General features: G+C 44.7%; 19 protein-coding genes. 9 read left to right on the top strand and 10 right to left on the bottom strand.

Translation table 11 applies throughout. From position 1 onward, the window contains the following. Positions 1 to 91: 91 nt before the first annotated feature. Positions 92 to 610: a transposase gene (locus AXF12_RS04985; protein WP_082753014.1), complete on the bottom strand. Its 519-nt coding sequence runs from the start codon at positions 608 to 610 to the stop codon at positions 92 to 94. A 66-nt stretch (positions 611 to 676) separates the two neighbouring features. Then, positions 677 to 919, bottom strand: a complete 243-nt coding sequence (locus tag AXF12_RS12495; protein WP_231909941.1) for a hypothetical protein — start codon at positions 917 to 919, stop codon at positions 677 to 679. A gap of 153 nt (positions 920 to 1,072) precedes the next feature. Between AXF12_RS12495 and AXF12_RS04990 the strand changes: the two genes are divergently transcribed. Both AXF12_RS04990 and rlmH read left to right on the top strand, forming a co-directional pair. After that, positions 1,073 to 2,485: a S1C family serine protease gene (locus tag AXF12_RS04990; protein WP_066428870.1), complete on the top strand. Its 1,413-nt coding sequence runs from the start codon at positions 1,073 to 1,075 to the stop codon at positions 2,483 to 2,485. 87 nt (positions 2,486 to 2,572) lie between these two features. Beyond that, positions 2,573 to 3,046, top strand: coding sequence for a 23S rRNA (pseudouridine(1915)-N(3))-methyltransferase RlmH (gene rlmH / locus AXF12_RS04995; protein WP_066428871.1), 474 nt, complete (start codon positions 2,573 to 2,575; stop codon positions 3,044 to 3,046). Positions 3,047 to 3,112: 66 nt separating this feature from the next. Here rlmH and AXF12_RS05000 read toward each other — a convergent pair whose 3' ends face one another. Genes AXF12_RS05000 through AXF12_RS05015 form a run of 4 tightly spaced genes read right to left on the bottom strand, consistent with a single transcriptional unit; the run spans position 3,113 to position 6,568 of the window. Then, positions 3,113 to 4,282: a MalY/PatB family protein gene (locus AXF12_RS05000; RefSeq protein ID WP_066428873.1), complete on the bottom strand. Its 1,170-nt coding sequence runs from the start codon at positions 4,280 to 4,282 to the stop codon at positions 3,113 to 3,115. 30 nt (positions 4,283 to 4,312) lie between these two features. Next, positions 4,313 to 5,623: a UDP-N-acetylglucosamine 1-carboxyvinyltransferase gene (gene murA, locus AXF12_RS05005; RefSeq protein ID WP_066428875.1), complete on the bottom strand. Its 1,311-nt coding sequence runs from the start codon at positions 5,621 to 5,623 to the stop codon at positions 4,313 to 4,315. Then, complete coding sequence (locus AXF12_RS05010; RefSeq protein ID WP_066428876.1) at positions 5,610 to 6,281, bottom strand: DUF4290 domain-containing protein; 672 nt, start codon at positions 6,279 to 6,281, stop codon at positions 5,610 to 5,612. The genes murA and AXF12_RS05010 overlap by 14 nt, the downstream gene beginning before the upstream one ends. After that, positions 6,278 to 6,568: a DUF493 family protein gene (locus AXF12_RS05015; protein ID WP_066431789.1), complete on the bottom strand. Its 291-nt coding sequence runs from the start codon at positions 6,566 to 6,568 to the stop codon at positions 6,278 to 6,280. Before AXF12_RS05015 ends, AXF12_RS05010 begins: the two co-directional genes overlap by 4 nt. A gap of 304 nt (positions 6,569 to 6,872) precedes the next feature. On the opposite strand from AXF12_RS05015, the gene AXF12_RS05020 reads away from it, so the two are divergent. Beyond that, a complete protein-coding gene (locus tag AXF12_RS05020; RefSeq protein WP_066428878.1) occupies positions 6,873 to 7,607 on the top strand; it encodes a biotin--[acetyl-CoA-carboxylase] ligase in 735 nt (244 codons plus the stop codon). 17 nt (positions 7,608 to 7,624) lie between these two features. Here the strand turns inward: AXF12_RS05020 and AXF12_RS05025 are convergent, their stop codons facing one another. The 4 genes from AXF12_RS05025 to AXF12_RS05040 form a co-directional block, all read right to left on the bottom strand. Continuing rightward, positions 7,625 to 7,933 carry a septum formation inhibitor gene (locus AXF12_RS05025; protein ID WP_066428880.1) on the bottom strand — a complete coding sequence of 103 codons (309 nt, stop codon included), beginning with the start codon at positions 7,931 to 7,933 and terminating at the stop codon, positions 7,625 to 7,627. Further along, positions 7,933 to 8,547 (bottom strand): uridine kinase, encoded by a 615-nt coding sequence (gene udk, locus AXF12_RS05030; protein ID WP_066428881.1) that lies wholly within the window; start codon positions 8,545 to 8,547, stop codon positions 7,933 to 7,935. Before udk ends, AXF12_RS05025 begins: the two co-directional genes overlap by 1 nt. 63 nt (positions 8,548 to 8,610) lie before the next feature. Then, positions 8,611 to 10,008, bottom strand: coding sequence for an MATE family efflux transporter (locus tag AXF12_RS05035; RefSeq protein WP_066428882.1), 1,398 nt, complete (start codon positions 10,006 to 10,008; stop codon positions 8,611 to 8,613). A gap of 328 nt (positions 10,009 to 10,336) precedes the next feature. Next, the gene (locus AXF12_RS05040; protein ID WP_066428884.1) at positions 10,337 to 11,596 is read right to left on the bottom strand and encodes a M64 family metallopeptidase; all 1,260 of its coding nucleotides are present in this window, start codon (positions 11,594 to 11,596) and stop codon (positions 10,337 to 10,339) included. A gap of 142 nt (positions 11,597 to 11,738) precedes the next feature. On the opposite strand from AXF12_RS05040, the gene AXF12_RS05045 reads away from it, so the two are divergent. The 6 genes from AXF12_RS05045 (at position 11,739) to AXF12_RS05070 (ending at position 19,117) form a co-directional block, all read left to right on the top strand. Further along, positions 11,739 to 12,797, top strand: a complete 1,059-nt coding sequence (locus tag AXF12_RS05045; protein ID WP_066428886.1) for a glycosyltransferase family 9 protein — start codon at positions 11,739 to 11,741, stop codon at positions 12,795 to 12,797. Positions 12,798 to 12,800: 3 nt separating this feature from the next. Beyond that, a complete protein-coding gene (locus AXF12_RS05050; protein ID WP_066428888.1) occupies positions 12,801 to 13,217 on the top strand; it encodes a type II 3-dehydroquinate dehydratase in 417 nt (138 codons plus the stop codon). After that, a complete protein-coding gene (locus AXF12_RS05055; protein ID WP_066428890.1) occupies positions 13,218 to 15,998 on the top strand; it encodes an AsmA family protein in 2,781 nt (926 codons plus the stop codon). A gap of 26 nt (positions 15,999 to 16,024) precedes the next feature. After that, positions 16,025 to 16,990, top strand: coding sequence for a PhoH family protein (locus AXF12_RS05060; RefSeq protein WP_066428891.1), 966 nt, complete (start codon positions 16,025 to 16,027; stop codon positions 16,988 to 16,990). 169 nt (positions 16,991 to 17,159) lie between these two features. Then, a complete protein-coding gene (locus AXF12_RS05065) occupies positions 17,160 to 18,023 on the top strand; it encodes a sugar phosphate nucleotidyltransferase (protein WP_066428893.1) in 864 nt (287 codons plus the stop codon). A gap of 50 nt (positions 18,024 to 18,073) precedes the next feature. Beyond that, positions 18,074 to 19,117: a phosphotransferase gene (locus AXF12_RS05070; protein ID WP_066428895.1), complete on the top strand. Its 1,044-nt coding sequence runs from the start codon at positions 18,074 to 18,076 to the stop codon at positions 19,115 to 19,117.

The raw sequence follows: 19,117 nt of genomic DNA on the forward strand, positions 1-19,117 counted from the left end.
TGATTTTTTATAAAGGCTATCTCCTTTCAAGTAAAATTAAAAGGAGATAGCCTTGTGTATTCTAAGAATCATATTTTTTCTAAAAACGTGTTTAAACTTTTTTGAGGAACTTGGAGATAAACCCTAATAGGAGCATTCCAATCCAAGTTACATCAAGATACTCATATCTCATTATCAAACCTTTATATCCGTCAAGCCAACCATTTGCTTGTTCAATCTTAAACCTATTTTTGTACAATTCTTCATCAAAATAAACATCTGGTTGCTCTCCATTTCGGGGATTAGGTTTAATATTTGCTATAATTTCTTTGCTTTCTAAAAAATCTCTAAGAGACTTACTATCAAATCCTGCATCAGCATTGAGAAACAGTCCTTTGTGTTCTATTCCTGCTTCTTCTAATAAAGCTAAGATTTCTTTTAGTACTTCTTCTATTTCATATAAGTCATCGTGATTTCCAGCTTTAGGACTTCCCATTGCTATCATTTGCCCTTTATTATCACACAAAAAAATGCTATTTGTGGTTATGGCTTTTTTTCTTGCTTGATAACCTGCAGATTCTCCTTTTTGACGACAACGTGTATGACTACCATCCAATTGAACGCAAGACATATCTAACTTTCTTTTCTTCTTACTTAATAGATTCAACCATACTCGCTGAAAACTACCATCTTTACTCTATTTATTGAAGTAGTAATAGACATTTTGCCAAGAGATTTCTCCTTTTTCAAAATAGTTCTCAATTGGAAGTTCTCTCCATTGTACCCCTGTTTTTAACCTCTTGAGAATCAATAAAAATATTGAAGCCAAATCAAAATTACTTTTAAATCCTCTTTTTCCTACACTTAAAAAGGGAATAATCCAATTATTTATTGTATCTTTGCCCAAAGTTCCTGAATTTTGGTGTTCTTTTTTTTGCAAACACAAAATTACTAATTTTCGGGAACTTTTATTTTATTATAAGAAAAAGTTTAAACAGCTTTAAAGTGATAAATATTTCTTGGATTTTAGCAAAATGGCACAATTGTTGCCTATCTACTTTTCGAGTAAAAACATTTAAAACAGAGAATTTATATGAAGAATTATGTAAGTATTGTGTCGGCAGCCTTTCTGGGGGGTGCTTTATCATTGGGAGGATATACCTATTTAAATAAGAAGGACAGTAAGCAAGAGGCGCTTGAGTTGCTTTCCAAACCTGCTTTCGTACAAACGAATTATACGATGCAAGGCAGCAAGTTTGAGCTGAATGAGAATAGCTTTATTGAGGCTGCAAATAAGACCGTGAACTGTGTCGTACACGTTAAGAATACAGTGAAGCGCCAAGGTGGAGGTACTTCGATTTTTGACTTACTGTACGGAAATGGCGGTAGTGGACAGACCCAAATAGGAACTGGATCGGGTGTAATTATTACTCCTGATGGCTACATCGTTACTAACAACCACGTTATCGCAGATGCCACAACGCTTGAAGTAACCCTCAATAATAATAAGACTTATACGGCGAAGCTCGTTGGTACGGATGTGTCGTCGGATATTGCATTGCTTAAGATTAATGCTGACGAGAAACTTCCATTTCTGACTTTTGCGGACTCTGACAATACACAGGTAGGTGAATGGGTGTTGGCAGTGGGCAATCCATTTAACTTAAACTCGACAGTAACGGCGGGGATTATCAGTGCTAAGGCTCGTAATATCAGTGAGCGCACTTCGGATAAGATTGAATCGTTTATCCAGACCGATGCGGCGGTGAATATGGGTAACAGCGGTGGGGCATTAGTGAACCTCAATGGTGATTTGATTGGGATTAACTCCGCTATCAGCTCAACCACAGGTACTTATATGGGGTATTCGTTTGCAGTGCCAAGTAATATTGCTAAAAAAGTTGTAGAAGACCTTATTGAATATGGGAATGTACAACGCGGCGTACTAGGAGTTCGCGGCACGGATTTGAATTCTGAGAATGCAAAGAAGCTGGGTGTAAAAGAAACGGAAGGTTTTTATGTTGATTCTGTTGAGGAAGACTCTGGTGCGGGTAGTGCTGGTATTAGAAAAGGCGACGTGATCACACAGATTGACAACGTGAAGATACATAAATACTCCGACCTGAGTGGGCATATCGCTTCAAAACGCCCTGGTGATGTGCTGAAGGTGACTTACGAACGTGAAGGAAAGAGCAAGACTGCGAATATTACGCTGAAAAAGAATACTACTTATATCGTTAACACTCTGGGCTTAGAGGTAAAGAACCTATCTGATAATGACCAAAAGCGCTTTAAGACTAAGACTGGTGTAAAGGTTACTGGGGCTTCACAATTCTACGAATATAACAACATTAAGGTAGTTGGCAAAGTGTTGCTTTCAGTCAATGGTAAGACGTTTAAGGACGTTGATGAGCTGAAGAACATTATGTCGAGCCTATCAGCTAACAACCGTAACTCTTTGGAACTGCTTAACGATAAAGGTGAGAAAGAGCGTTTCTTCTTTTAAAATTCATACGATATAACATTTTTACTTTGCCAAGGTGACTTACTTTGGCAAAGTTTTTTTATATTTGCACGCTTTACAATTGAACTGATGAATATAAAACTTATTGCCGTTGGCAAGACGGATCAAGCGGCTTTACAAGCGCTTATCAATGAGTACCAAAAGCGGCTTTCACGTTACGCACCTTTTGATTTACAAGTAATTACAGACGTGAAGAACAGCAAATCGCTCAGTGAGGAACAGCAGAAAGTAAAGGAAGGTGAGCTGATACTTAAATCGGTGGCTTCTACTGATTATTTGGTGCTTTTAGATGAGCGAGGAAAGGAGTACACTTCTGTGGAGTTTTCAGCTTACATACAGAAGGTGATGCTCAGCGGTAGTAAACAGATGACGTTTGTTATCGGGGGGCCTTATGGGTTTTCAGAAGCTGTATATAGGCGCGCTGATGCTAAGGTAGCACTATCAAAGCTCACGTTTTCACATCAGATGGTACGACTGTTTTTTGTAGAGCAGTTATATAGAGCTTTCACCATTTTGAAGAATGAACCTTATCATCATCAATAAAAATAAAAGGGTCTGAGTACGAATTTTACTCAGACTCTTTTATTTATGGGGTTATGTATACTGCAATTACTGCTTATTGAGGGCTTCCTCAAGCTGCTGTAATGCCTGCTGCACTACACTTCGCGGGCAAGCGAGATTGATACGCATAAAACCCTTGCCTTCTTCACCATAGATAGAACCATCGTTTAGGGCTAAATGAGCCTTATCTACGCATAGGTCTTTGATTTGTGCCTGTGTCAATCCTAAGGCTGAAAAGTCTATAAATACTAAGTAGGAGGCTTGTGGTACAATAGGTTTTAACTGCGGAATACGCGTCTGTATGTAATTGACTAAGTAGCTTACATTAGCCTCTACGTAGGCGAGCATCTGGGTGAGCCACTCTTCGCCCTCAGTGTAGGCTGCTACCACAGTGCGATATGCGAATACATTGCCTGCATTGAGATCATTGACTTCCACATAACGCTTGAACTTACGGCGTAGCTCGGGGTTGACTATCACTGCATACGAAGTAGCTAAGCCTGCCATATTAAACGCCTTACTTGCTGCTGCAAATACGATGCTATTCTCGCGGGCTTGCTCACTGACGGTGGCAAAGGGAATATGTGTATAAGCTGAGAAGGTTAAATCGGCGTGGATTTCATCTGCTATGACTACCACATCGTTGTCTTTACATATCTGAGCGATACGTGCCAATTCCTCGTGAGTCCATACGCGACCTCCAGGGTTGTGAGGGTGGCATAGGAAGAAGAGTTTACAGCCTTTCACTTTCTGCTCGAAATCGTCGTAATTGATAGTATATTGCCCATTGCTAAGCATTAAGGGGCAGTTTACGATCTTCCTGCCATTGCCCTTTATAACCTCTGCAAATGGATTGTAGACGGGCTGTTGTATCATCACTTTATCACCGACCTCAGTGAGGGCTTGCACCGCAAAAGCCAGCCCAGGCACTACCCCAGGCACGTAGGATATTTCTTCCTTGCGGATAGCCCAATTGTGGCGGCGGGCTTGCCACTGGATGATCGCCTCAAACCATTCCCGTGGGGGGACGGTATAGCCGAGTATCTCACATTCTAAACGTTGCTTTATCGCCTTGATAATGCAGGGGGCCGTTTTGAAATCCATATCGGCTACCCACATAGGTAGGAGGTCTTCTCTGCCCCAGCGTGGTGCCAAAGCTTCTAATTTAAGTGCATCGGTATGCTTGCGGCAGACCACTTCATCAAAGTTGTAATTCATAATTTATCCTTAATCAATTGATATTCATAATTATTGAAGCCTTACAATTTTAGCACCAAGGGCATTTAGGCGCGTATCAATAGCTTCGTATCCTCGGTCGATCTGCTCAATGTTGTAAATGGTTGACGTACCTTTTGCCGAAAGGGCTGCAATGAGTAGTGCCACCCCAGCCCGTATATCAGGTGAGGTCATCAAAGTAGCACGCAATGGCGATTTAAAGTCGTTGCCAATAACCGTTGCCCTATGAGGGTCGCACAAAATGATTTTTGCCCCCATATCAATCAGCTTATCAATGAAGAAAAGCCTACTTTCGAACATCTTCTGATGGATAAGCACCTCACCGTGGGCTTGGGTTGCCACCACCAGCACGATGCTGAGCAAATCGGGGGTAAAACCAGGCCAAGGCGCATCGGCAACCGTTAGGATAGAGCCATCGATAAAACTCTGTATCTCATAGCCATCAGTGTGTGCTGGGATGTAAATATCCTCACCTCGCTTCTCAAAGGTGATACCGAGCTTGTAGAAAATATTCGGTATCAACCCCAAATGCTCCCAACCTACATTCTTGATGGTAAGCTCCGACTGTGTCATCGCTGCTAAGCCTATCCAGCTACCGATTTCAATCATATCGGGCAGCAGTGTGTGAGTGCAGCCACTGAGCCTCTCCACCCCATTGATAGTGAGTAAGTTTGAGCCTACACCTTGTATGTCAGCACCCATCGCATTGAGCATTCTACAGAGCTGCTGAATGTAAGGCTCGCAAGCAGCGTTATAAATCACTGTTTGCCCTTCAGCCAGTACGGCAGCCATCACAATGTTAGCCGTACCCGTGATGGACGCCTCCTCTAAAAGCATCGTAGCCCCCTTGAGCCTCTTTGCTCTGACAGTGTATGTAAACCGCTCAGCATCATACTTAAAGTCGGCACCGAGCTTCACAAGTCCTTCAAAGTGTGTATCTAAACGGCGACGACCGATCTTATCTCCACCGGGTTTGGGCATATATCCCACACCGAAGCGCGCCAACAGCGGACCTATGATCATTATTGAGCCACGCAGCGACTGCCCTTCAGCATAAAACGCCTCAGACTTCAAGTAATTGACATTCACCTCATCCGCCTGAAAACTATACGAACCCTTGCCGAGCTTCTGTATCTTCACCCCTAAATTCTCAAGCAGTGTGATGAGCTTGTTCACATCCAATATATCGGGGATATTGTGTATGGTTACCTTCTCATCGGTGAGCAGCACAGCGCACAGCACTTGCAGTGCCTCGTTCTTCGCCCCTTGGGGGGTGATAGCTCCGTGTAGCCTATGCCCGCCTTCTATCTTAAATACGCCCATTGTTTTTCTTTTTATTATTGGTTGAATACACCTTCTTCTGTTGTGTTTGTGTCTTCGCAGTGCGTTTGGCAGGTGGCATCTTCATACGCAGTACATCTTTGTGCGTAATGAGGTTATCCTTGCTCTTGCGCAAGTCTATCTGCCCATCGCTCAGCTCGTAGAGGTGCTCAAAAACCACCTCATCGTCCACCGTATCCTTATTCCACGTGAGGATATTCTTCTTCATATGGTTTGCAATGGCATACTCCAAAGCCTCGCGCAGTTCGCCCTTTTCCCACGTAACGCAGGTTTTGATCATCTGCAATATCACATTGCCATAAAAGCGATACTTAGGGTGCGCCTGCGGATAAGGCAAACGCTCAGGCTGCTTGCGCAACGTCATTGGCGTAGGCTTTTCAAAAGGCGAATCCACATCGAGCTTGAAGTCCGACATTATAAAGAGCTGATCCCACAGCTTATGCTGAAAATCAGGCACATCCCTCAAGTGCGGAAAAAGATTCCCCATTACCGCCACGATGCTATGCGCCGTCCTATTGCGCTCATCTCTATCCTTGAGCAGCACCGCCTTCTCTATCATCTTCTGAATGTGCCTGCCGTATTCGGGGATAATCAACCGCGGACGCTCAGTGTTGTACTCTAAACTGTAATTTATACTCATAACGATAATATACCTTCTACCTTTCCTGCCTCTTTATAATAGTGAATCACTTGATCAGCATCTGTAAGGCTTACCTTCACCGATACGCCCACGTACTTACCTCCTGACGAAGTGCGTGTGCTGATCTCAGCATCCGTACCCTTAAAAACCTCCTTCAACTGAGCAACCTTTGCCGCATCATTAGGCAGGGTAAACTTATACAAATACGAAGTCGGAAAAGTGGTCGTTTCCAACAGCTGCCCCTTCAATCGCTCAAAGAAGTCAGCCAATTCTTGTTCTGTTTTCATTTCTTTCTTACTATTCATCTAATTATTAACACAAATCACACATCAACATTGCGCTGTAAGTATGCTTTCAGGTTCTTGGAGAGGATGTTACTCATAATTCAATAAGCTATAAAAATTTAATACTACTGCGAAATCAGGGATGATTAATGAGTTCAGCGCGTTAGTAAATTAATCATTGATCATTGAAGAACCTAATCGACTGCAAAGGTATAAAAAAATAAGTATCTACGCAAATAATTTATCTTCTTTATTGTTTATTCAACTGAATATTATACCTTTGCACTCTAAAAGAATTATCAAAAATATGCAAATCATCACCTTGGGCACTACCCCCTCCACCAATGCTTACCTCAAAGCCCTCGCCGCCGAAACGCCCTCACTGCCTAACTTCCTCACCGTCTGGACGCCCTGCCAAACCGCAGGCGTAGGGCAATATGGTGCCACTTGGTCAAGTGAACCACACAAAAACCTCACCTTTAGCCTCCTTTACCGCCCCTTGCGGCTCTCCCTTGCCAATGCATTTCTGCTCAATATGCTCGTGCCTATCACAATTATGCACGTGCTCGAAACCCTTTCTATACCTCAGTTGAACATCAAATGGCCTAACGACCTCATCGCTTCCAATTGCAAGATAGGCGGCATCCTCATCGAGAACACTGTTCAAAATCAACATATTGAGCGCAGTGTTATCGGCATAGGGCTCAATGTCAATCAAACCGACTTCCCAGACTTGCCCCACGCCGCGTCTTTAAAGAAGCTGACAGGCACAGACTACCCTTTGGAAGGCTTGCTGAAAAAGCTCGTTGCCGCACTTGCCGAGAGCCTGCCAACAGTATCCACTACCACCTTTGCAGAGCTTTATCCTCTCTACAAAAAGTATCTCTTCTGTCTGGGCAAAACCTCCACCTTTCGCAGTGCACAAGGCATAGAATTTCAGGGCGTAATACAAGGCGTACAACCCGACGGCAAACTTGTTGTAGCACACGCACAAGGCACCGTCCAAATCTATACGCTCAAAGAACTGCAACTATGCTATTAATAAAGTTAAATGCTATGCTAATGTATTGTGTCGTATTCAATGATGAAGACTTCTTCATTCTCGCGCTTTAGGTAGTAAATCTCACGACCTAACTTCTCCCTACCCTCTTCTGTATAAAGCGTTTGCAGCTCCTTGCGGTCTTTTTGTATCTCAGTTTGCAGAAAGTGTTTCTGCTTTTCCAACTTCTCACTCTCCTTACTCAATTCGTAGTGTGTAAGTAGTGAATTTGCATCAAAGAAAGACATCCATATTACAAAAAATACGGATATCGCTATATATAGCTTATAGCCTTTCAGTACCGAGAGATATTCTAAGAGCTTATTCATCAGCGTTGAAATATAGGGTTGTGCACAATAGTCTTAATAATATCAATAGCCACCTTATTGCGGCGATTGTTAGGAATAATAATATCGGCAAACTCCTTAGCAGGCTCAATAAAAGCCAAGTGCATCGGTTTGAGGGTTGTCTGGTAACGATGTAGCACCTCCGCCACATCGCGCCCACGTTCAGTAATATCACGCCTGATGCGGCGTATCAAACGCTCATCGGAGTCGGCGTGTACAAATATCTTTATATCAAATAGTTCACGTATGTCAGGGTGCGAAAACACAAGAATTCCCTCTACAATCACTACCTTAGTAGGTTTCAGTAGCACCGTTTCCTTAGCGCGATTGTACTCCACAAATGAGTAAGTAGGGCTCTGTACCGACCGCCCCGCTTTCAGAGCTAAAAGATGCTCTTTTAAGAGTTCAAAGTCAATAGAATTAGGATGGTCGAAATTGATCTTCGTACGTTCTTCAAAGGTCAAATGGCTCAGATCCTTGTAATAAGAGTCCTGCGAAATAACAGTAACTTCTTCCCCTGAGAGTTCTTTAACGATTTGATTTACAACGGTTGTCTTGCCGCAACCCGTACCACCTGTAATTCCTATAATAAGCATCTTTATTGATTTTGGGGCAAAGGTACGAAAAAAATCTAAGCGACCAACTTCTCAGGTGTAATTTTAACCTTTCGCCAACTCTTCCATTACCAGTCGCTTGCTCATCTTGTGAAAGCGCAGCAACAGCCAAACCGCCGCCACCGTAAGCCCCAAGAGCAGCCCAATCCAAATACCCATCGTACCCAATGAAGTGTATAAGCCCAAAACATACAATATTGGGAAGGATATCAACCAATATGCCACAAAAGTGATGTACATCGGCACCTTAGCGTCCTGCAAGCCCCGCAAAGCCCCAAGCGCTGTCACCTGAAACCCATCTGAAATCTGAAAAAGAGCCGCGATGAGCAATAACTGTGCCGATTCAGCAATCACCAAGCCATTTTGCACCGCTTTCGCAGGATTGTCCATCTCCAAGTAAAGGGTAGGCAACCAAAAACGGAAGGTAGCCAGCAGTATCGCAAAAAACAATTGTGTACACGCTACTAAAAAGAATACCGAGAAAGCCACCTTCCGCAGGTTTACGTAGTTCTTAGCGCCCAACTGGTTGCCCACACGTATCATCGCAGTAATACCCAGCCCGTTAGCCACCATAAAGGTCATACTCGCTAAGTTCAGTGCGATTTGGTTCGCCGAAAGCTGGTTCTCACCAAGCATCCCACTAATCCATATAGCGGCAGTGAATACCCCCGTCTCAAAAACCATCTGCAAAGCCGAAGGCGTCCCCAAGGCACTGATCTTCCTAAAAGTAGCCTTTTGAAATGAACACCAATTGAAGTTCACCACATATTCACGCGTACGAGGCAAACGCTTGAGTACCACCCAAATCATAATCGGCATCACAATGCGCGACACCAATGTGCCAATACCAGCCCCCACAACACCCAGCTTCGGGCAACCCCAGTTACCGTAGATAAAAAGCCAATTCAAGAACACATTCACCAAGTTGGCTATCAAGGTGATGTACATTGCGTATTTCGTCAGCGAGAGCCCATCAGCAAACTGCTTCAAAGCAGCAAAAAATCCCAAAGGGATCAGTGAAAATGCCACTACATAAGTATAAGGAACCGCTAAGCGAATGATATGCTCCTTCTGCCCTGTGACGCGCATCAATGGCTCCGCAAAAAGCAGAATGAGGAGTACCAACACAAGGCTCAGCCCCACATTGAGCACCAGCCCGTGCTTTAAGATCGACTTGGTAGCCTTCCTATCACCTGCTTCATCCGACATCGCTACTAATGAAGTAATCACTATCGAAAACCCCAACGCAAACGACATCGGGATAAATACCGCCGAATTGCCCAGCGCTGCCGCACCCAATTCGCTGATGCCTACCTTCCCTACCATCGCATTGTCTACAAAACCAACCAAAGTATGCCCCAGCATCCCCAAAATCACGGGATACGCAATCTTGAAATTGTATCTGAACTCGCTTATATAGCTCTTTAATCGCTCTAAAATCACTGTAATATTCCTTTTAGGGCGGCAAAGATACAAAAAAAAGCGCTCATAACGCACCTTTTGACCTTAAAAACTGTATTTTTACCTTTAAAACACTCATTTGCCTCAAAGAAAAAAATCCTAATACCACCCCTACGGATCGCTTACGGATGAAGTACGAAAGGAGAGCGAATGAGGTCTATACCCATTCAGTAGTATTTGTCTTTTGTTAAGGTAACCTCTATTGGTAAAATATGTTATAAAAATACAATATAGCAGGATTTACGCTGCATTTAGTGTATATCCTATGTCAGTCCTCTATTCTCCACCTCCAATTTTCGTGCTCTTGCTCCTATTTCACATAAAAGTCAACTACTTGTCGGATGGCTCTTTCACATACGGGGCAGAATCCTTTTGGGGTATTGGAGCGCATACGGCAGTCCTGAGCGGGGCTGTACATTCCTTTGGTGAGATAGCCACCGCCTTCGAATACGCCTATGTCATTCTTATAGGTCTCGATGCGTGGGGTAGGGATAGGCGTGCCTTCTTTCATCATATCTTTCCATTTGCTTTCAAAGTGCACTAAGTTGGTGATGTTCTGCTCCCAAGGTTCGACATTGACGTTGTAGTAGGCTGCAAAGGCATCGTCATCGCCGTAGAAATACTCATCGGCTAAGCCTACAAAGCCGTGACCAAACTCGTGTACGAATACCTTTGCGGAGAGTTCGTTGTTGGCAGTAGCGAGGTTCAGGTGGTTGTAGAAGCCGCCGCCGCCATAATTGTCGGTGTTCACCAGTACGTATATTTGGTCGTAAGGCACTAAGGAGGCAACGTCGGCGATGTCCTCCATACTGTTGGTAGTCAGGTAGCGGTCTACATCAAAGGTGTAGAATGAAGCGTCAAAGGCAGTGTTTTTATAGATGTGTTTACCAGGGATGTCGGTACCGCTTTCGGGAGAGCGGACGGCTATGGCGTATACGTTAAAGTCTTTTTTTAAGGCGTCAAATGGTGGAATAGTAAACATATAGTCCATCATTCGCTTGGCATCGGTGTAGAACTTCTTCATCTCTTTGGTGGTATAGCCTTCAGCGAGGATTACTAAGTCCACCTTATGGGCAGGGTCACCGTTGTAGAGGAGTTTTTGCATAGGGTACGAGGTAACACTCTCGCGTTTGATGAAGTAATCGTCAGGACGGACGTTGTATTTGCCAATGGTAACAAACTCACCTCCGAAGTTGCGAAAATCAATGCGCAAGGATAGGTTTTTCTTCGGAAAAGGTACCTGCACTGCGTGGTAAAAGAGGCGTTTTTCATTCTTAGCCTCAGGGGTGTGCTTCCATTCGTTAGATAAGGAGTTAAAACCTTTTGAGAATACTAACTGTTCGCCGTCGAAGAGTTGGAGACGAAATTCGCCATAGTCGGGGTAGAGCAGGTTTGCCGTAGGACCGCCCCAATGAGGCTCTTGTTTCAGCTGCTGAAAGAGAACCTCGGTTTGGTTGGCATCGGTGAGCAAGTTAAAGTCTATACGCAGACTCTTGTTGAAGTCAAATACAGGTGACACTTGTGCAAAAGTTGCCTGCCATAGAAAAAAAAGTAAATAAAAGTATTTCATATTTAAAATATTTTGTATCTTTGCATCGTAGTTTAATGAGTAGCGATGAGACACTAAGCATTAAACACTAATTATTTAACCATTAGTCATTGCACTAAAATCTGCGCAAAGATACTAATTAAACTTTAAATACCCAACTAAGATGAAACATATTGCAGTTTTTAGAATGTCGGCAATGGGGGATGTGGCTATCAGTGTGCCTGTGATTACAGCCTTTACTGAGCAATACCCCGAGGTGAAGATCACCTATGTTACACGCCCTATGTTTGCACCTATGTTTGCGCATTTACCTAATGTAGAGCTATTTACGGCGGAGCTCAAAGGCAGGCATAAGGGGCTGTGTGGGCTCTATCGGCTCTATTGCGAGCTGCACTGTAAAGAGATTGACGGCGTGGCGGATATCCACAATGTGCTGCGCTCGAATATCATAAAGTTCTTTTTTAAGAGGAAGCGGATTCCTTTTGAGCAGATTGACAAGGGGCGTAAGGAAAAGCGTGCGCTCACACGTGCGAAGAACAAGGTGTTCGCACCGCTAAAACCTTCTTATGAGCGTTATGCGGATGTGTTTGCGCGTTTGGGTTTCCCGATTGACCTTTCGGATACGTACCTTGTGCCACATCCTCAGGTGAGCGATACGGTGGCACAGTTGCTGACCGATGGGGTGCGCATAGGGGTGGCTCCCTTTGCGTCTTTTGCGGGGAAAGAATATCCTTTTAAGCGGATGTGCGAGGTGATTATGCGGCTTTCGGAGTTGCACCCTGAGGGTAAGATTTACGTCTTTGGCGGCGGTGAGAGTGATGAGATGAAGGTGCAGTACCTCGACCTACCCAATGTGGTGAATATGGTCGGGCGCTTGTGTTTTAAGCAGGAGTTAGAGCTGATTTCGCACTTGGACGTAATGCTCTCGATGGATAGCGGCAACGGGCACCTCTCGGCGATGTATGGTGTGCCTACCCTTACGGTATGGGGCGTAACGCATCCTTATGCGGGGTTCTACCCTTATGGGCAACCCGATAGTTATGCCATACTTGCGGACAGGCAGCAGTTCCCGCTCATACCCACTTCGGTGTATGGAAAGACCTTCCCCAAGGGCTATGAGAAAGTGTTTGACAGTATTCCTGTGGAGAGAATCGTGGAGAAGGTAGAGAGCGTGCTTGCGGGGCATACGGACAATGAGGCATACACATATACAGAAATATAATTTATGAAGAAAATAGGCATTATCAATGGGGTGAATCTCAACCTCTTGGGCAAGCGTGAGACCGACATTTATGGGAATACGTCTTTTGAGCAGTATTTTAAACAACTGAAAGGACTATACCCACAGATGGAGCTATCCTATTACCAGAGCAATATCGAAGGGGCGTTAGTGAGTCAATTGCAGGAGTGGGGATTTACTTACGACGGGATTGTGCTCAATGCGGGGGCGTATACTCACACCTCGATAGCCCTTGCCGATGCGATCAAAGCCATTACGACCCCTGTGGTGGAGGTGCATATCAGCAATACGTTTGCGCGTGAGGCTTTTAGACACCACTCGTACCTTTCGCCTGTGGTGGCGGGCATCATCGTGGGCTTTGGGTTGAAGAGTTACAACTTAGCGATTGAAAGTTTTATATAGATGAAGAAATACCTTATCCGCACCCTTAAAATCACAGGGATTGTGCTCGGTGCGCTCTTGGCGTTCCTCATCATCTTTCCGATGGTGTACCCTGAGTACGTTACTGAGAAAATCAAGAAATTAGCGAACGACAATCTCAACGGCGAGATTAACTTCTCGCGGGCAAAGCTCAGTTTCTTTAGTCATTTCCCTGCGCTGACGCTCAATTTAGAGAATTTTCTGCTGAAAGGCTCAGAGCCTTTTACGCAGGATACCTTAGTGAGCGTAAAGCGCATTGACTTGGGTATTGATGTGCCTTCATTGATTTTCTCCAAGAAGATTGATATAGAGGCTATTTATCTGAAAGAACCGTTCATCAATATTCAGGTGAACAAGCAGGGTAGGGCGAGCTACAACGTTTATAAATCCAGCGGTGAGGAGACGGAGAACGCAGAGAGTGATGATACGCGGCTGAAACTCCAACGTATTGATATAAAGAATGCAAAGCTCATTTACGACGATAAGTCCACCGACATATACATCAAGGCTACGGGCTTTAACTACTTAGGCAAAGGCGACTTGGCGGAGTCGATTTTCGATCTGAAAACCAAGGCAGACATCGCCTCGCTCGACTTTCTCTTCGGGGGAGAGGCGTACCTAAAGAATAAGCACGTAAAGGCGGAGCTCATCACACAGATCAACACCAATTCGTTGGCCTTTATCTTTCAGCAGAACGACCTGCTCATCAATCGCTTGCCTGTGGACTTCAAAGGAAAGCTCGACTTCCTCAGCAATGGCTACGATATGGATTTTACCATCAATGCAAAGGATTGTGCCTTAGACGATGTCTTTACCGCTTTGCCGCCGCAGTTTACGCAATGGCATAAGAAAGCCACCCTGACGGGGCGCACGGATCTGTACTTTGCTATGAAGGGTCAGTATATCGCTTCACAGAGTTTGAGTCCTGATATAGAGTTGAAAATGCGCGTGCGCGATGCCTCAGTGGCATACGAGGGCGTACCCGCCAAGGCTGAACATATACAGCTAAACCTCTCGACGCGCTTGCCTTCATTAGATGTCAACAAGCTACAAGTAACCCTTGACTCGCTCTATTTTGACATAGGGAAGGAGTATTTTTCGGGTAAATTGCAGCTCGATGGTTTGCAGCCCCCTGTTATTGCTGCCAAAGTGCGTGCAAAGGTAGACCTTGCCAAGGTGATGCAGCTCACGGGTCAGAATGATTACCAGCTACGGGGTATGCTGCTAGCGAACCTCACTGCTAAGGGGCGTTACGAGCCTGAGCAGCGACTTTTCCCCGTTACCAAAGGGACACTCCACTTCACTGAGGGGCACGTGAAGACCCCTTACTACCCCCATCCGATTACCAACATAGCCTTTAAGGGGGATATCTCCAATAGTGATGGTACGATGAAGAGTCTTGCGGTACATCTCACTCCTGCGACTTTTACCTTTGAGGGAGAACCATTTACGCTCAATGCCTCCTTGGAGAATTTTGACGATATTCGCTATGATATCGATGCCAAAGGGGTACTCAATATTGCGAAGATATACCACGTATTTCACCAGAAAGGGTTGGACTTGGAGGGGTATGCTCGAGCAGATCTCAGCTTAAAAGGCACCCAGAGCGATGCTACAGCAGGGCGATACCACCTATTGCAAAACAAGGGCGTAGTGGAGTTGCGCAACATCAAGACCACTACGGAGTACCTACCCTTGCCCTTTGTAATACAGCAAGGCGTTTTCCGTTTTCATCAGGACGATATGCACTTTACGAACTTTCGGGCTACTTATGGTCAGTCGGACTTTGTGATGAACGGGCGTATGCAGAATGCTATCAACTTTGCTTTGACAAAGGGGCAGGTGCTACGAGGCACCTTCTCGCTGAGTTCGCAGCATATCAATGTAGATGAGTTTATGGCACAGGAGACAGAGAGTAGAGAGCAAAGAGTAGAGAGTGGAGAGCAGAGAGAAGTGAATAAAGAGCAAAGCTCAAAAGGAGTGGTTATAGTGCCCAAGGACTTTGATTTTAATCTCAATGCGAATTTGAAGAATGTGTTCTTTCATGGGCTGACGGTTCACAATCTGCGGGGCAATACGCGGCTGCGCAAGGGGGTGCTCGCGCTGAATAACGTAGGCTTTAACATCATCGGTGTGTCGGCACACATCAATGCCTCTTATGGTGATGAAACCCCTGAGCGTGCCCACTTTGCCTTTAAGGTAGATGCAGAGAACTTTGATGTGCAGCGCGCTTATAAGGAAGTAAAACTCTTCCGCGAGATGGTAACGATGGCAAAGGATGCTTATGGGATTATCTCTGTTAAATACAACCTCAAAGGCAAGCTCGATGGAGAGATGACGCCTATCTACCCTTCCTTAGAAGGCGGAGGAACGCTCTCAGTGAAAGATGTGAAGCTCAAAGGATTTAAGCTCTTCAACATCATCAGTCAGAAGGCAGGAACCGACGCACTAAAAGATGCCAACCTCACTACGATTGACATCAACAGCACGATTAAGAACAATCTGATCACCATTGAGCGATTCAAGTTTAAGGTCTCAGGCTTTCGTCCGCGTATAGAGGGGCAAACGAGTTTTGACGGAGCACTCAACCTAAAGATGCGTTTAGGGCTGCCACCGTTAGGTATTATCGGCATTCCTATCAAAGTAACAGGCACCACCGAGCATCCTAAGATAGGCTTAGGCAGGAAGAGCAAGGACTTAGAGGAGACGGAGTATGACTCACGGACAGGAAACGAAGGAGAAACGGACAAATCTACCAAATAAACCTAATAAATAAGTAATTATCTGTAATGAATGAACTTACTTTAGAACTCACAGATCTTAGTCCTCAACAGTTTTTTGGAGAGGATGAGGTAAATATTAAGGCTATCAAAGCTCATTATGCCAAGTTAAAAATTGTGGCACGAGGCAATAAAATACTCGCCTTTGGAGAGGAAATACTACTAAAAGAATTTCATCAGAAAGTGGAGCAACTGATAGCGTATTGTGCAAAATACAATCGTTTGGATGAGCGAATTATAGAGCGAATACTCACCTCTAATAGCCAAGAAACGATTGAAGAAGCAGCCAAAGGCGAAGGCGATGTGCTCTTACACGGGGTCAGTGGCAAGATCATCCGCCCACAGACCAAGAACCAAACCAAACTCGTAGAGTTGATAAAGAAGAACGATATGGTCTTTGCAGTGGGGCCAGCGGGTACGGGCAAGACTTATGTGGGCGTTGCTTTGGCGGTGCGGGCATTGAAGGAGAAACAAGTAAAACGCATAGTGCTCACGCGTCCTGCGGTAGAAGCGGGCGAGAATCTCGGCTTCCTCCCTGGTGATATGAAAGAGAAGCTCGACCCTTATATGCAACCGCTTTACGATGCGCTCAGGGATATGATTCCACACGAGAAGCTCAGTGGCTTTATTGAGGCAGGCATCATTGAGATTGCCCCGCTGGCTTTTATGCGTGGACGCACACTCGACAATGCTTTTATCATATTAGACGAGGCGCAGAACACTACCCACGCACAGATGAAGATGTTTCTCACCCGTATGGGGCGCAATGCTAAGTTTATGATCACGGGCGACCCTGGGCAGATCGACCTACCGCGTAAAACCACCTCTGGCCTGAAAGAGGCGTTACTCATCCTCAAGAACGTGAAGGGCATTGGTATGTTGCATTTGGACGATAAAGACGTAGTACGTCACCCATTGGTAAGGAGCATTATTGATGCTTATAAAACAGTAGAGGAAGCATCTGTAAATCCATAGGGGTTAAATGCTTTCGCTTAACATTTGATTAACAGTCGAATGAAAAATTCCGTAAAAAATAATGAGTTTTTTGTTTGTATTATAAAAAAATTAGTATCTTTGCCGAGAATTTAATAACTTATAGAGAAATCAATTTCAAGGGAGAAGTCCCAACATTATAAAAAAATATATGACAACATTAGTAGTTTTAGCGGCTGGTTTAGGTAGCAGGTTCGGATCAGATAAGCAGTTAGAGGATGTGCACAACGGCAATGCCCTATTCAATTATGGGCTGTATGATGCTATTGAGGCTGGTTTTGACAATATCGTGCTCATCATCCGCACAGAAATAGACCAGATGACCAAAGAGCACCTCAAAGACCGCTTCAAAGGTATACCCATCACCTTCGTATACCAAGACCAGCATAATCCAAAAGGCATTGAGCGCAAAAAACCTTGGGGCACGGGGCACGCGATGCTCTGCGTGAAGGATGTAGTGAAGAACCCTTTCCTCATCATCAATGCCGATGACTATTACGGCAAAGAAGGCTTTAAGTTGATGCACGATGCCCTTGAGCAAGGCAAGCCTAAGACTTTCTTTTCAGGGGGCTATCTGTTGAAGAATACCCTCAGCGACAACGGCACCGTATCACGTGGTATCTGTGAAGTGGATGCCAATCACCATCTGCAATCGATCGTAGAAGCTACCAAACTCCGCCGTGTAGACGACCAAACTGCTATTGACGAAGAGACAGGCAAGACTTATCCGCTTAGCACCTACGTATCGATGAACTTCTGGGGATTTACTCACGATATTTTGGATATTGCCGACCGTATGTTTGTAGACTTTGTAGCTGCCCATAGAGATGACCCTAAGAGTGAGTTCTTTATTCCGTTAGTGGTGCAACACGCTATTGAGAAAGACGGCTACACTCTTGAGGTGCTACCAAACCACGACAATTGGTTCGGTATGACTTACCACGAAGATTTAGATATTGTAAGCAAAGAAATTAAGAGATTGACAGCTGAAGGGCTGTATCCTGAACATTTTTAATCAACCTGTGCTGAGCACCTTGTGGCTCGGCACTTTATATATTATACCTTATGAAAGAAATAGCAAAACAATTTGTATTGGAAGGCAATGTACTTTCTGTGGAGCCTTATGGCAATGGACACATCAATTACACTTATCTCATACAGACTGATAAGGCGCGCTATATCCTGCAAGGGATTAATAGCAATGTGTTCAAGACACCTGAGATGATTATCAGCAACATTGAGCTACTGTGGGAGACTGAGCCTAAGAATACGGTCATTCTCAATATGATGAAGACCAAAGGGGGCAAACACGCCGTGATGGCTGAGGGCAACCTTTGGCGTGCCTTCCCTTTTGCTGAGGGTTACCAGACCTTTGAGTTTATCGAAGAGCCTTGGCAAGCCGAGAAAGCAGGGAGAGCGTATGCCTCTTTCCTCAAAACCTTTGCCAACATTGATACCCAACGCTTGCAGGCTACCATTCGCGACTTCCACAACGGACTGAAACGCTTTGCAGCTCTCGAAGCTGCTTATGCACAAGCAAAGCCTGCCCGCAAAGAGAAAGCACAACACCTATACGACTTTGCCTTAGCCCACAAGGTGATCTTTGAGCGTATACACAAGGCGGTAGATGATGGGCTTATCCCTATCCGCGTAACCCACAACGACACCAAGATCAACAACGTACTCATTCACAAAGATAATCCCGATGAGTTTAAGGTCATCGACTTAGATACTGTGATGCAAGGTATCTTGCTGTACGACTTTGGCGACTTTGTACGTACCTCTGTGAGCCCCACAGAAGAGAATGAGCTTGACGATAGTAAGATTATCTTTAATACCGAGTTCTTTGAGGCCATCTGCAAAGGCTTCTCGGTGATGAAAGATGTAATGAGTCCGACTGAGAAGCAGCTCATCGTTGATGGAGCTAAGTATATGATCTTCATCATAGGTGTGCGCTTCCTTACTGACTACTTCAATAACGACGTCTATTTTAAGATCTCTTTTGAAGATGAGAACTACATCCGCGCACGCAACCAGTTTGTGCTTTTACAACGCTTAGAAGACAAAGAGCCTGAACTGAGAGCCATTGCAAAGAAGTATTTTGATTAG

Source organism: Capnocytophaga haemolytica, assembly GCF_001553545.1.
GTDB classification, from domain to species: Bacteria; Bacteroidota; Bacteroidia; order Flavobacteriales; family Flavobacteriaceae; genus Capnocytophaga; species Capnocytophaga haemolytica.

Excerpts from the sequence above, each read along its gene's own strand:
- rlmH (WP_066428871.1), top strand. The coding sequence starts at position 2,573 with ATGAATATAAAACTTATTGCCGTTGGCAAGACGGATCAAGCGGCTTTA.
- udk (WP_066428881.1), bottom strand. The coding sequence starts at position 8,547 with ATGCTTATTATAGGAATTACAGGTGGTACGGGTTGCGGCAAGACAACC.
- AXF12_RS05040 (WP_066428884.1), bottom strand. The coding sequence starts at position 11,596 with ATGAAATACTTTTATTTACTTTTTTTTCTATGGCAGGCAACTTTTGCA.
- AXF12_RS05015 (WP_066431789.1), bottom strand. The coding sequence starts at position 6,568 with ATGAAAACAGAACAAGAATTGGCTGACTTCTTTGAGCGATTGAAGGGG.
- AXF12_RS05020 (WP_066428878.1), top strand. The coding sequence starts at position 6,873 with ATGCAAATCATCACCTTGGGCACTACCCCCTCCACCAATGCTTACCTC.
- AXF12_RS05055 (WP_066428890.1), top strand. The coding sequence starts at position 13,218 with ATGAAGAAATACCTTATCCGCACCCTTAAAATCACAGGGATTGTGCTC.
- AXF12_RS04985 (WP_082753014.1), bottom strand. The coding sequence starts at position 610 with ATGTCTTGCGTTCAATTGGATGGTAGTCATACACGTTGTCGTCAAAAA.
- AXF12_RS05060 (WP_066428891.1), top strand. The coding sequence starts at position 16,025 with ATGAATGAACTTACTTTAGAACTCACAGATCTTAGTCCTCAACAGTTT.
- murA (WP_066428875.1), bottom strand. The coding sequence starts at position 5,623 with ATGGGCGTATTTAAGATAGAAGGCGGGCATAGGCTACACGGAGCTATC.
- AXF12_RS05045 (WP_066428886.1), top strand. The coding sequence starts at position 11,739 with ATGAAACATATTGCAGTTTTTAGAATGTCGGCAATGGGGGATGTGGCT.
- AXF12_RS05010 (WP_066428876.1), bottom strand. The coding sequence starts at position 6,281 with ATGAGTATAAATTACAGTTTAGAGTACAACACTGAGCGTCCGCGGTTG.
- AXF12_RS05070 (WP_066428895.1), top strand. The coding sequence starts at position 18,074 with ATGAAAGAAATAGCAAAACAATTTGTATTGGAAGGCAATGTACTTTCT.
- AXF12_RS05050 (WP_066428888.1), top strand. The coding sequence starts at position 12,801 with ATGAAGAAAATAGGCATTATCAATGGGGTGAATCTCAACCTCTTGGGC.
- AXF12_RS05025 (WP_066428880.1), bottom strand. The coding sequence starts at position 7,933 with ATGAATAAGCTCTTAGAATATCTCTCGGTACTGAAAGGCTATAAGCTA.
- AXF12_RS05065 (WP_066428893.1), top strand. The coding sequence starts at position 17,160 with ATGACAACATTAGTAGTTTTAGCGGCTGGTTTAGGTAGCAGGTTCGGA.
- AXF12_RS05000 (WP_066428873.1), bottom strand. The coding sequence starts at position 4,282 with ATGAATTACAACTTTGATGAAGTGGTCTGCCGCAAGCATACCGATGCA.
- AXF12_RS04990 (WP_066428870.1), top strand. The coding sequence starts at position 1,073 with ATGAAGAATTATGTAAGTATTGTGTCGGCAGCCTTTCTGGGGGGTGCT.